This is a genomic window from Roseovarius sp., from assembly GCF_027019125.1.
Lineage (GTDB): Bacteria > Pseudomonadota > Alphaproteobacteria > Rhodobacterales > Rhodobacteraceae > Roseovarius.
This window is the reverse complement of the sequence record NZ_JALUXE010000030.1, coordinates 132922-145257: the sequence shown is the minus strand read 5'-3', so window position 1 is coordinate 145257 and position 12336 is coordinate 132922. Positions and strand designations below refer to the sequence as shown.

Genomic DNA, 12336 nt, shown 5'->3' with positions numbered 1-12336 from the left:
TGCGCATAATGCGATCTGTAAACCGGGCGCAGCCTGACCCCCTTGCCGCGCGAACAAGGATAGACACCCGATGATGTTCAATCTCGACGGCGCCGATGTCCGCCACGATCCCTTTCCCATTGCCTTTGCCAAGCCGGTGTTTGACGCCGATCTCTACCAAGAGATGCTGGACAACTGGCCCGACACCGAGCGGTTTCAGTTCATGCCCAAGCTGGGCAACAAATATTCCCTGTCCGAGGTGAATAACGCCAAGCAATACCACGACTTCATCAAGTCGAACCCGGTCTGGAAACGCTTTCACGACGAGGTAAAGAGCGAACGCTTTGTGCGCGGCATCGTCGATTTTCTGGCCAGCCATAACATCGACCTCGACCTTGGCCGCAAGATGGTGCTGACCAACACGCCCGGCGCGCGCCTTGGCCTTCGCCTGACCGAGGCGCTCTGCGGCGCGGCCCTGGTCGAGCGGCGCAAGATCCCGCTGCGCTCGCGCTTTGAATTCTCGATGATGCCGGGCGATGGCGGCTCGATCCTGCCGCATACCGACGCGCCCGCCAAGCTGATCACCGTGGTCGTGTCGATGGTCGCCCCGGGCGAATGGAAGCCGGAATATGGCGGCGGCACTTCGGTTGTCTGGCCCAAGGACAAGAGGCGCAGCTTCAACTTCCGCAACACATTTTTGCCATTCGAAGAGGTAGACACGCTCGATTGTTACGAGTTCAACTCGAACCAATGCATGATTTTCGTCAAGACCTTCAATTCCTGGCACGCCGTTGAGCCGATCAAGGCCCCCCGCCCCGACATGTTCCGCCGGTCGCTGACGATCAATATCGAGGTTCCGAAGAGCTGAGCGCTGCAGAAGTGCAGTCGCGGACAGAGGTGCCGCGACCGCAGCGCCGGGGTCTTTACAGCCCCAGCTTCGCCATCACGATGTCATTGACAGCCTTGGGATTGGCCTTGCCGCCGGTGGCTTTCATTACCTGCCCCACGAACCAGCCCGCCAGCTTGGGGTTTTCTCTCGCCTTTTCCACCTGTGCGGGGTTGGCGGCGATGATCTCGGCCACGGCGGCCTCGATGGCGCCCGTATCCGTCACCTGTTTCATGCCGCGCGCCTCGACGATCTCTTCGGGGTCGCCGCCCTCGGTATAGATGATCTCGAAAAGGTCCTTGGCAATCTTGCCGGAAATGGCGTCGGACTTGATCAGGCGCACGATACCTGCAAGTTGCGCCGGGCTGACCGGGCTGTCCTCGATCGAATGATCCTCTTTCTTGAGCCGACCGAAGAGTTCGTTGATCACCCAGTTCGCCGCCAGCTTGCCATCGCCCGCGCCCTCGGCCACCGCCTCGAAATAGGCGGCATTGGCCAGATCCGCGGTCAGCACGCTCGCGTCATATTCGCTCAGACCGAAGTCCAGCACAAACCGTGCCTTCTTGGCGTCCGGCAGTTCCGGCAGGTTGGCCGCGATCTCATCGACCCAGGCCTGCTCGATCTCCAGCGGAAGCAGGTCAGGATCGGGGAAATAGCGGTAATCATGCGCCTCTTCCTTGGAGCGCATGGACCGGGTCTCGTTCTTGTCCGGATCATAGAGCCGCGTTTCCTGCACCACCGTGCCGCCCGCTTCGACAATTGCGATCTGGCGGCGCGCCTCATACTCGATGGCAGCCTGGATAAAGCGCATGGAGTTCATGTTCTTGATCTCGCAGCGGGTGCCGAGATGCGAGAAATCCTGCGTTTCCATGTATTTCTCATACTGGCCCGGACGGCAGATCGACACGTTCACATCGGCGCGCAGATTGCCGTTCTGCATATTGCCGTCGCAGGTGCCCAAATAGCGCAGGATTTGGCGCAGCTTGGTTACATAGGCGGCGGCCTCTTCGGGGCCGCGAATGTCGGGGCGGCTCACGATTTCCATCAGGCAGACGCCGGTGCGGTTGAGATCCACAAAGGACATCGCCGGGTCCATGTCGTGAATGGATTTGCCCGCGTCCTGCTCCATGTGGATGCGCTCGATCCGCACCTTGCGCGCGACACCGGGGCCCATATCGACAAGGATTTCACCCTCACCCACCAGCGGATGATAAAGCTGGCTGATCTGATAGCCCTGCGGCAGGTCAGGATAGAAATAGTTCTTGCGGTCAAAGGCCGACCAGAGGTTGATCTTGGCCTTGAGACCCAGCCCCGTGCGCACCGCCTGCTCGACGCAGAATTCGTTGATCACCGGCAACATTCCCGGCATCGCGGCATCGACAAAGGCGACGTTGGAGTTGGGTTCCGCCCCGAATTGCGTCGAGGCCCCGGAAAACAGCTTGGAGCGCGAGGCGACCTGCGCATGCACCTCCATCCCGATCACCAACTCCCAATCATGCTTGGCCCCCGCAATCACGCGTGGCTTCGGCGCTTCATAGGTGAGATCGAGCATGGCACTGCCTCCGGCTGACATATCTGTGGCGTTCTAGGACAGGGGCGCGAAGGGGGCAAGAGGAAGCGGAAGCACCAAAGAGAAGATCACCAAAGCAGGACCAAGACGCGCGTCGTCACGCACTGGATGTCGCGACATTGCAATTCTTGCATACGAAACTCCGAATTTATAAAGCTTCACAGAATCGTGATCATGGTGTTTTCTTATGTAGGCAATTGTAAAACTGGGGAGTTTTTATCATGGAAGGCCTTAACATACCGGGAACTGTCGACGCGGATAACCTCGTAGGCACAGCCGATGACGATACCATCACCGGCAATACCGGCGATGACACCCTGACCGGCGGCGGCGGCAACGATCTTTTGGACGGTGGCGCAGGGTTCGACACGGCAGTTTTCGCAGGCAATGCCGGAGATTACACCGTCGGATTGAATGAGAGCAATCAACGCACGATCACCCAGACCGCGACCGGCGACACCGATATTTTGCTGAATATTCAGCGGCTGCAATTCGATGACATCAGCACCGACCTGCTGCTCAATCCCGACGACACCAGCCCCGGCCTGATCCGGGGGCTGGGCGGCGATTCCGGCTTTGGCGAGGATTTTCTGGACCGTAACGACGACGGATCGACCGCGCAGATCGATATTACCCCGATCTTCGAGAACGGGCTGAATTTCTTTGGCACCGTTTACCAAGGTCTCTGGATCAACAACAACGGCTCCGTGACCTTTGGCGCGCCGCGCCGCGCTTTCACCCCCGACGTGATCACCGGCGTGTCCAATAACCCCGAGATCACGCCCTTCTTCGCCGATGTCGACACGCGCGGCGGGGTTGTGACACCCACTCCGGGCGGCAATTCGCAGGGCACGAACCTCGTGCATTGGGATTTCAACGCGCTTGGCGACCAGTTGATCGTGACCTGGGACGACGTGGGCTATTTCAGCGGGCGTACCGACCTGCTCAACGCGTTCCAACTTATCCTCACGGATCGCGGCAACGGCGATTTCGACATCCAGTTCCGCTATGAAGAGGTGAATTGGACCACGGGTGGCGCGAGCGGCGGCGTCAATGGCCTGGGCGGCACCGTGGCACGTGCCGGCTATACCTCGGGCACAGGCGTCGAAGGCACATTCTTCGAACTGCCGCAATCCGGCAATCAGGACGCCATGCTCAGTCTCGATGTGATCCCCGGCAACACCGGGCTCATCGGCATCTGGAATTTCGCCGTGCGCAATGGCGGCGTGGTCGAATCCATCGTGCCGCTGTTGCCGCCGACCGGCGCGGGCGGCTGGGTCGCGGGCGATCCGCATCTGGCGACGCTCGACGGGGTCGGCTATGATTTCCAGGCGGCGGGCGAATTCGTCCTGCTGCGCGGCACTGACAGCGATTTCGAGCTTCAGGCGCGGATGGTGCCGGTGGGCGACAACGTCAGCATCAATCAGGCCATCGCCACCAACCTCGGCGGCACGGCGGTGATGATCGACGCCAATGATGCCACCCCGCTGCATATCGACGGCGTGGCCACCGAGCTTGAGGATTTCGGCTCTGTCGCGGTCGGCAATGACCGCATCTTCCGAGAAGGCGATACTTATATCATCGTCTATGCGGGTGCGGATAACGTGGTCAATGATGGCGACAGCCAGGTGCGCGTGATCGTGCGCGACGGGCGCGTCGACATCGACGTCCGCCTCAACGAAGAACTGCTGGGGCGTCTCGAAGGTCTGCTGGGTGACGGCGACGGCAACCCTGACAACGACGTCGCGCGCGCCGATGGCACCGTGTTGGCGCGCCCCTTCGCCTTTGCCGATCTCTACGGGCAATACCGCGAGGATTGGCGCGTCACCTCGAACGCGCAAAGCCTCTTTACCTATGACACAGGCGAAAGTCTCGATGGCTTCTATCTGCCGGAATTCCCGGGCGAGATCGTCAGCCTCGATACGCTCGACCCCGCGGTTCGGGATGCCGCGATCGCTGCGGCGCTCAATGCGGGCCTGATCGAAGGCACTCCCAATTTCGAGAACGCCGTGCTCGACTTTGCCCTGACGAACGACAGCTCGTTCTTCGACTCGGCGGCCGAAGTGCCGGCTACGGTGACCGAGACCGTCGCAACCGATGATCCGGTGTCGCTCAACCTGACGGGAACCGAAGGCAACGACACCCTGCTTGGCGCAGCGCTCAACGACACGCTCAGCGGCTTGGGCGGCGATGACCGGCTCGAAGGGCGCGGCGGCGACGACCAACTCAGCGGCAGCGAGGGCAACGATACGCTCGACGGGGGTGATGGCAATGACCGGATCTCCTCGTCGGATGGCAACGATCTGGCGATTGGCGGCACCGGCAATGACAACATCGGCGGCGGACTGGGCGATGACACGCTCGACGGCGGCGAGGGCGATGACATCCTTGGCGGTGGCTTTGGCAACGACTCGGTCTCGGGCGGCGCAGGCAATGACGTGGTCGCGGGTGGCGCCGATAATGACACGCTCTCGGGCGGTGATGGCAATGACAGCATGTCCGGCAGTTTCGGCACCGACCTGATCGACGCGGGCGCGGGCAATGACGACATTGGCGGCGGCACGGGTCAGGATACCATTGACGCGGGTGCAGGTGACGACAGCGTGGGCGGCGGCGAAGGGGATGACAACATCCTTGGTGGCGACGGCAACGACTTCCTCGCCGGCGGCGGGCGTGACGACATCATCGACGGCGGGGCTGGCAATGACACGATCAACGCCGGGGCTGGCAATGACCAGATCACCGGCGGCAGCGGCGCGGACCAGTTCGTGTTCTCGTCCTTCTTCGAGGGCGAGATAGACGTGATCACCGATTTCGAGGATGGCATCGACAGCTTCTTCGTCCGCCGCTTCGATCCCGACACCGGGGTTGAGAACATCAACAACGGCGGCAATGGCCTGGCCGGGTTCGTGACGGCGATGAATATCGTCGACACGGCGGCGGGCGCGCAGATGACCGTGAATGGCAATACGATCCTGGTCGAGGGCATCACGGCGGCGCAGCTGACGGTCGAGGATTTCATTTTCCTCTAAGCCACGGATCAGAAAACAGCCAAAGGGGCACCCTCGGGTGCCCCTTTTCATGGCGCGCAACTGTCACCGCGCCCCCGGCACGCCCTGCAAGCTGCGTTAGCGCAACCACCGGGCTACCGGCAGAAACCCACCAACGGTTAACGCTAACATCCTGTATTTCAACTGGAAAACGTCTTTTAGCGCTTTCCGGCATCCTCGGGCGCGTCTATAGGAACGCCAAGTCAGCTATCAGGAGTCGCCCATGACCATCACCGTAGGAATCAACGGTTTCGGCCGTATCGGTCGCGCCACGCTTGCCCATATTTCCGAGAGCCTGCGCAACGATATCAAGGTCGTCAAGGTGAACGCGACCGGCCCCATCGAAACGGCGGCACATCTGATGCGCTATGACAGCGTGCATGGCCGCTTTGCCCATCCGATCACGGTCGAAGGCAATACCATGGATCTCGGGCGCGGCCCGATCCAGATGTTCTCGACCTATGACATGAACGAACTCGATTGGGATGGGGTCGATGTCGTGCTGGAATGCACCGGCAATTTCAACGACGGGGCCAAGGCCAAGACTCACCTCGAGCGCGGCGCGCGCAAGGTGCTGATCTCGGCCCCGGCCAAGAATGTCGACCGCACCGTGGTCTACGGCGTGAACCACGAAGCGCTCTTGGCCTCCGAACGGATGATCTCGAACGGCTCTTGCACCACCAATTGCCTCGCCCCCTTGGCCAAGGTCCTGAATGAAACCATCGGCATCGAGAGCGGCATCATGACCACGATCCACGCCTATACCGGCGACCAGCCGACGCTGGACCGCCGCCACAAGGACCTCTATCGCGCCCGCGCCGCCGCCATGTCGATGATCCCCACCTCGACCGGGGCCGCCAAGGCATTGGGCGAAGTGCTGCCGGAACTCGCGGGCAAGCTCGACGGCTCGGCCATTCGCGTGCCCACCCCCAATGTTTCGGCGGTGGACCTGACCTTTGTGGCCAAGCGCGACGTGACCAAGGCCGATGTCAACGAAGTGGTGGCCGAGGCCGCCGCAGGCGCGATGAAGGGTATCCTCGGCTATGATCCCGAGCCCAAGGTCAGCATCGATTTCAATCACACCGAGGAAAGCTCGATTTTCGCGCCCGATCAGACCAAGGTGATCGGCAACCGTCTGGTGCGTGTTCTGGCATGGTATGACAACGAATGGGGCTTTTCCTGCCGCATGGCCGACGTCGCCGTAGCCATGGGCCGGTTGCAGTAACCGATAACCGGATCCTCGCGACTGCGCCAAGCCGCGGCAACGTGGCTTGGCTGCCGGACAGGTTCGTCCGACTGTCCCAATACCTATATCTGAAAATCACCAAACTCCGGCTTGCGCGACCACCCGCAACCCGGTAGCCTTTCGTCACGCAGGGGAGTCCCGCCCAAGGGACTGAGAGGCGACTTGGAGCAATTGCTCGGTGTCGCGACCCTTTGAACCTGATCCAGTTGACACTGGCGTAGGAAGCTAGGGCGCGTTGCGGCACCATGGTTGGGTGTCTCATGCGGTCCGAACCGGGGCGATCGCGACGCCCTCCTGCCTCCCAGCCACGCTCATCTGGTCTCTTTGCAGAACGTGACTCGAGGAGGGCCAAAATGAACGTACCAACCCAGAACATTACCCCAAGCGTGACCACGGGCCCCTTGCCCGCCTCACGAAAGATCTATGTCAGCGGGCAACTGCACCCCGACATCGCGGTGCCGATGCGCGAAATCTCGACCCATCCGACCGCCGGAGAGCCGCCGCTTGCGGTCTATGACAGTTCCGGCCCCTACACCGATCCCGACCAGGTCACCGACATCCGGCGGGGCCTCTCGCCGCTGCGGCGGGCGTGGATTCTGGCCCGGAACGATGTAGAGGATTACAGCGGTCGCGCGGTCAAACCCGAAGACAACGGTTTTGTCGAGGGCGACCGGCTGGTTCCGGAATTTCCGTTGAAACCCAGCCACTTGCGCGCCAAGCCGGGGATGGCCCCGACCCAGCTCGCCTATGCCCGCGCAGGGATCATCACGCCCGAGATGGAATTCGTGGCCATCCGCGAAAACCAGCTGCGCGAACTCTCTCCCTGCCACCGCGATGGCAATGACTGGGGCGCCAATATCCCCGATTACGTGACCCCGGAATTCGTGCGATCCGAGATTGCGGCGGGCCGCGCCATCATTCCCGCCAATATCAACCACCCGGAACTGGAGCCGATGATCATCGGCCGCAATTTCCTCGTGAAGATCAACGCCAACATGGGCACCTCCGCCGTCACCTCCTCGATGGAGGAAGAGGTGGACAAGCTGGTCTGGGCAATCCGTTGGGGTGCCGATACGGTGATGGACCTCTCGACCGGGCGCAACATCCACAACACCCGCGAATGGATCATCCGCAATTCCCCCGTGCCCATCGGCACGGTGCCGATCTATCAGGCGCTGGAAAAGGTGCATGGTGTGGCCGAAGATCTGACATGGGAGGTGTTCCGCGACACGCTGATCGAACAGGCCGAACAGGGCGTGGATTACTTCACCATCCATGCCGGTGTGCGTCTGCACATGGTGCCGATGACAGTGAACCGTGTCACGGGAATCGTTTCGCGCGGCGGCTCGATCATGGCCAAGTGGTGCCTGCATCATCACAAGGAAAGCTTCCTCTACGAGCATTTCGAGGAAATCTGCGACATCTGCCGCCAGTATGATGTAAGCTTCTCGCTTGGCGATGGGCTGCGCCCCGGCTCGATCGCCGATGCCAATGACGCAGCACAATTCGCGGAGCTGGAGACACTGGGCGAGCTCACGAAAATCGCGTGGCGCAAGGATTGCCAGGTGATGATCGAAGGTCCGGGCCATGTTGCCATGCACAAGATCAAGGAGAACATGGACAAGCAGTTGGAGTGCTGCCACGAGGCCCCGTTCTATACCCTTGGACCGCTCACCACGGATATCGCGCCGGGCTATGACCACATCACCAGTGGCATCGGTGCGGCGATGATCGGCTGGTTCGGCTGTGCGATGCTGTGCTACGTGACACCCAAGGAGCATCTGGGCCTGCCCGACCGCGACGATGTGAAAACCGGGGTGATCACCTACAAGATCGCCGCCCACGCCGCGGACCTTGCCAAGGGATTGCCCGGCGCGCAGCGCCGCGATGATGCGCTCAGCCGGGCGCGGTTCGAATTCCGCTGGGAAGATCAGTTCAACCTGTCGCTTGACCCCGACACGGCGCGCGATTTCCACGACCAGACCCTGCCGAAAGAGGCGCATAAGGTGGCGCATTTCTGCTCGATGTGCGGGCCAAAATTCTGCTCCATGCGGATCAGCCATGACATCCGCGCCGAAGCCCAGAAAGAGGGGATGGAGTCGATGGCCGCCAAGTTCCGCGACCAAGGCGAGATATACCTGCCCATCACGGACTGATCCCGATGGCCCCTGCCCCCGGCGTCGATACGCCGGGGGTTCCTATCCTGATCCGGCTTGCGCGGCGGGGGGCTCTGTTGCATACCCTGTGGGACGCATTCGGCAAAGGCTCGCGGTATGACCAACACACTTGCGATCGGCCTCGGGGGGATCATCCTTCTGGCCTTCGGGCTGGATATCGGGCTGAATGACGGCGAGGCAACCCTTTTCCTCGGGCGCAAGCTGATCGACCTCATCGAGTATCTCGCCTTCTGGCGGTAACCCTCCTGTGATTATCCCGGCATTGACTCATTTCGAAATTCGTTTATGTTCGCTTTAAATTGTTAGCGCTAACATTGCTCTCGGAGGATGCCATGCCCCTGAAACTTGCCATCAACGGATTTGGCCGCATCGGCCGCAACGTGCTGCGCGCGCTGCTCGACTCGGGCCGCGATGACATCACCGTTGTCGCCATCAACGACCTCGCCCCGGTCGAAACCAACGCCCACCTGCTCGAATTCGACAGCGTGCATGGCCGCTTCCGGGGCCAGATCACCACCACCGCCGATACGATCGACGCCGGGCGCGGGCCGATGCGCGTGACCGCTTTGCGCGACCCCGAGGCGCTGCCTTGGGCAGATGTCGACATCGTGCTCGAATGCACCGGCATTTTTACCGACCGCAACGCCGCCGCCCGCCATCTCAAGAACGGAGCGCGGCGCGTGCTGGTCTCTGCCCCCTCGGCGGGGGCCGACCGCACCGTGGTTTACGGCGTCAATCACACGGATCTGACCGCCGCCGACGTGATCGTGTCGAACGCCTCTTGTACCACCAACTGCCTCGCCCCCCTGGCAAAGGTGCTGCATGAGAGCATCGGCATCACCCGTGGCTTCATGACTACGGTCCACAGCTACACCGGCGATCAGCCGACGCTGGACACCATGCACAAGGACCTCTATCGCGCCCGCGCGGCGGCGCTCAACATCATCCCCACCACCACCGGTGCCGCCCGCGCAGTGGGTCTTGTCTTGCCCGACCTTGCCGGGCGGCTCGACGGCACCGCCATACGCGTGCCCACCTCCAATGTCAGCGTCGTGGACCTGACCTTCGAGGCTGCGCGCGACACCAGCGTGGATGAGATCAACACCGCCGTGACCCAGGCGGCCGGGGGCGCGCTCTCGGGCGTTCTCGATGTCACCACCCGCCCGCTGGTCTCGTCGGACTTCAACCACGATCCGCACAGCTCGATCTTTGCCACCGATCAGACGCGGGTGATGGAGCGGCGGATGTGTCGCGTGCTCAGTTGGTACGACAACGAATGGGGATTTTCGAATCGTATGCTGGACGTGGCCGCCGCCATGGGCCGCCACCTCGACTCCGGGCGCGGCCCCGCGCCGCGCCACGCACGGGTGATGGAACCCACCTGAACGGCGTCAGGAAAACTTGGCCAACAGCGCCTCGCGCACCGGGGGTGTGACGAATTTGGTCACATCTCCGCCCAACCGGGCGATTTCCTTGACCAGTTTCGAGGCAATCGCCTGATGATTGGCATCGGCCATGAGAAAGACGGTCTCGACCGAATTATCCAGCGCCCGGTTCATGCCGACCATCTGGAATTCGTATTCGAAATCCGCAACGGCCCTCAGCCCGCGCACGATCACCTGCGCGCCCACATCATGCGCGCAGTTGATCAGCAGGTTCTCGAACGGATGCGCAACGATCTCGGTGCCGGTCTGCGCGCTCAGCTTGGCACATTCCACCTCGATCATCTCGACCCGCTCTTCCAGCGTAAAGAGAGGCCCCTTGTCGCGGTTGATCGCAACCCCCAGAACCAGCCGGTCCACCAGCACCGCCGCGCGACGGATAATGTCGATATGGCCCAAGGTGATCGGGTCGAACGTGCCGGGATAAAGACCAATGCGCATGCGGCCCTCCATTGCTGCAATCGCTGCTCACGCAACAATAATGTGCAAGGGAATGCAAGCGCTTAGTAACCCATGATCATGCCTTCAAGGGCGGTCTTCTCCATCGCCAGCTCTTCCAGCCGCGCCTTGACCACGTCGCCGATGGTCACGATCCCCACCAGCTTGCCCGCCTCGACGACCGGCATGTGACGGAATCGCCCATCGGTCATCCGCGCCAGCACCGCATCAGACGTATCCTGCCGTGAACAGCAAACCGGGTTGCGGGTCATCATCTCGGAGACGGTTTCGGTCATGCAGGCCACGCCACGCACCGCCAGGCTGCGCACGATGTCACGCTCCGACAGAATGCCCTCGACCGTATCGCCGTCGCGCGACACGACGAGACCACCAATCCGGCGCTCAGCCAGTATCTGCGCCGCCTCCGAAACCTTGGTCTGCGGTGTGATCGTGATCACCGCGCTATCGCCCTTGGATTTCAGGATTTGCTGCACCAGCATGACACGGCCCTCCGCAAGAATATGTCCATAAAATCAGCGTGATCTATAATAAAATTTCTGTCAAGTGCGCGCCTCCAGGGCCTGCACCTCTTGGCGCAGCCCCTCGACCAGCGCCGTGGCGAAACGGTTCTGCCGTTCCAGCCGCCGATCATCGGCATGGCGCACCAGATAGAAACTGCGCGTGAGCGAGAATTGCTCGGGCAGCACCTTGCGCAGCCCCCGTGTCCAGGGCAGCGAGAAATCGTGCAATACGCCGATGCCACCGCCTTGCCGCACCCAATTGAGCTGTACCGACACCGAATTCGACGCAAGGCTCACGCGCTCGATCCCCGCCTCACTCAGATAATCCAGTTCCTTGTCAAAGATCATGTCCGGGATATAGCCCACCATCCGATGCCCGCGCAGGTCTGCCAGCGTCTCGATCCGCGGGTGCGAGCGCAGATAGCGCACCGTTGCCGCCAGATGCAGCCGGTAATCTGTGATCTTCTGCACCGTCAGCCGCCCCGCCGTGGGTGGGCTGACCGCGATCACCATATCCGCCTCGCGCCGGGTCAGGTTAAAGACGCGCGGCAGCGCCACGATCTGAATTTCCAGATCCGGGTTTTGCGCGCCGATCGCGGCACAGACCTGCGGCAACAGGAAATTGGCGCAGCCATCCGGCGCACCGATGCGGATCTGCCCCGCGATGCCCCCCGCCTGCCCGGCCATTTCCTCGGCGGCCTCCTGCATGGCGGTTTCCGCCCGCAGCGCCGGCCCCATCAACCGTTGCCCCGCCTCGCTCAGCACATATCCGGTGGGCGATTTGGCAAAGAGCGGCGCGCCCAGCTCTTCCTCGAGCCGCGCGATGCGCCGCCCGACCGTCGCCGGGTCAATCCGCAATATCCGTCCCGCGCCCGACAGGCTCTCGGAGCGGGCAACGGCAAGGAATATGCGAATATCGTCCCAATGCGGCGTCATGCCCGGCTTCCTTTGCAGAAATGCAAACCACTTTTGGAACATTGCCTCTTTCCGCAGGAGTTTTGCAAGACTACCCTGCCGCCAACCAAGG

The 12336-nt window shown here is 61.9% G+C and carries 10 protein-coding genes and 1 riboswitch; of the genes, 6 read left to right on the top strand and 4 right to left on the bottom strand.

What is annotated here, in order from left to right; all coding sequences use genetic code 11:
• Positions 1-70: 70 nt before the first annotated feature.
• On the top strand, positions 71-847 hold the full coding sequence (locus MVC20_RS12965; protein WP_297542001.1) for a 2OG-Fe(II) oxygenase: 777 nt from the start codon (positions 71-73) through the stop codon (positions 845-847).
• A 55-nt stretch (positions 848-902) separates the two neighbouring features.
• Here MVC20_RS12965 and gatB read toward each other — a convergent pair whose 3' ends face one another.
• Entirely contained in the window at positions 903-2417 is a 1515-nt protein-coding gene (gene gatB / locus MVC20_RS12960; RefSeq protein ID WP_297541999.1) for an Asp-tRNA(Asn)/Glu-tRNA(Gln) amidotransferase subunit GatB, read from the bottom strand.
• 239 nt (positions 2418-2656) lie between these two features.
• On the opposite strand from gatB, the gene MVC20_RS12955 reads away from it, so the two are divergent.
• The 5 genes from MVC20_RS12955 (at position 2657) to gap (MVC20_RS12935) (ending at position 10293) form a co-directional block, all read left to right on the top strand.
• Entirely contained in the window at positions 2657-5467 is a 2811-nt protein-coding gene (locus tag MVC20_RS12955) for a nidogen-like domain-containing protein (RefSeq protein WP_297541997.1), read from the top strand.
• A 241-nt stretch (positions 5468-5708) separates the two neighbouring features.
• Entirely contained in the window at positions 5709-6710 is a 1002-nt protein-coding gene (gene gap, locus MVC20_RS12950; RefSeq protein ID WP_297541996.1) for a type I glyceraldehyde-3-phosphate dehydrogenase, read from the top strand.
• A gap of 140 nt (positions 6711-6850) precedes the next feature.
• A riboswitch (TPP riboswitch) is annotated at positions 6851-6972 on the top strand.
• Positions 6973-7084: 112 nt separating this feature from the next.
• Positions 7085-8887: a phosphomethylpyrimidine synthase ThiC gene (gene thiC, locus MVC20_RS12945; RefSeq protein ID WP_297541994.1), complete on the top strand. Its 1803-nt coding sequence runs from the start codon at positions 7085-7087 to the stop codon at positions 8885-8887.
• 117 nt (positions 8888-9004) lie between these two features.
• Entirely contained in the window at positions 9005-9148 is a 144-nt protein-coding gene (locus tag MVC20_RS12940) for a hypothetical protein (protein WP_297541991.1), read from the top strand.
• Positions 9149-9240: 92 nt separating this feature from the next.
• Positions 9241-10293 carry a type I glyceraldehyde-3-phosphate dehydrogenase gene (gap, locus tag MVC20_RS12935; protein ID WP_297541989.1) on the top strand — a complete coding sequence of 351 codons (1053 nt, stop codon included), beginning with the start codon at positions 9241-9243 and terminating at the stop codon, positions 10291-10293.
• 6 nt (positions 10294-10299) lie between these two features.
• On the opposite strand, the gene coaD is transcribed toward gap (MVC20_RS12935), so the two are convergent.
• The 3 genes from coaD to MVC20_RS12920 all read right to left on the bottom strand — a co-directional run bounded on the left by coaD (position 10300) and on the right by MVC20_RS12920 (position 12245).
• Positions 10300-10791, bottom strand: coding sequence for a pantetheine-phosphate adenylyltransferase (gene coaD / locus MVC20_RS12930; protein ID WP_297541987.1), 492 nt, complete (start codon positions 10789-10791; stop codon positions 10300-10302).
• 62 nt (positions 10792-10853) lie between these two features.
• Complete coding sequence (locus tag MVC20_RS12925; RefSeq protein ID WP_297541985.1) at positions 10854-11288, bottom strand: CBS domain-containing protein; 435 nt, start codon at positions 11286-11288, stop codon at positions 10854-10856.
• Between the two features lie 60 nt (positions 11289-11348).
• Positions 11349-12245 (bottom strand): LysR family transcriptional regulator, encoded by an 897-nt coding sequence (locus MVC20_RS12920; protein WP_297541983.1) that lies wholly within the window; start codon positions 12243-12245, stop codon positions 11349-11351.
• Positions 12246-12336 lie beyond the last annotated feature (91 nt).

Bases quoted from the DNA above. Each gene is read 5' to 3' on its own strand.
- MVC20_RS12955 (WP_297541997.1), top strand. From the start codon at position 2,657: ATGGAAGGCCTTAACATACCGGGAACTGTCGACGCGGATAACCTCGTA.
- coaD (WP_297541987.1), bottom strand. From the start codon at position 10,791: ATGCGCATTGGTCTTTATCCCGGCACGTTCGACCCGATCACCTTGGGC.
- gap (WP_297541989.1), top strand. From the start codon at position 9,241: ATGCCCCTGAAACTTGCCATCAACGGATTTGGCCGCATCGGCCGCAAC.
- gap (WP_297541996.1), top strand. From the start codon at position 5,709: ATGACCATCACCGTAGGAATCAACGGTTTCGGCCGTATCGGTCGCGCC.
- MVC20_RS12925 (WP_297541985.1), bottom strand. From the start codon at position 11,288: ATGCTGGTGCAGCAAATCCTGAAATCCAAGGGCGATAGCGCGGTGATC.
- thiC (WP_297541994.1), top strand. From the start codon at position 7,085: ATGAACGTACCAACCCAGAACATTACCCCAAGCGTGACCACGGGCCCC.
- MVC20_RS12920 (WP_297541983.1), bottom strand. From the start codon at position 12,245: ATGACGCCGCATTGGGACGATATTCGCATATTCCTTGCCGTTGCCCGC.
- MVC20_RS12940 (WP_297541991.1), top strand. From the start codon at position 9,005: ATGACCAACACACTTGCGATCGGCCTCGGGGGGATCATCCTTCTGGCC.
- gatB (WP_297541999.1), bottom strand. From the start codon at position 2,417: ATGCTCGATCTCACCTATGAAGCGCCGAAGCCACGCGTGATTGCGGGG.
- MVC20_RS12965 (WP_297542001.1), top strand. From the start codon at position 71: ATGATGTTCAATCTCGACGGCGCCGATGTCCGCCACGATCCCTTTCCC.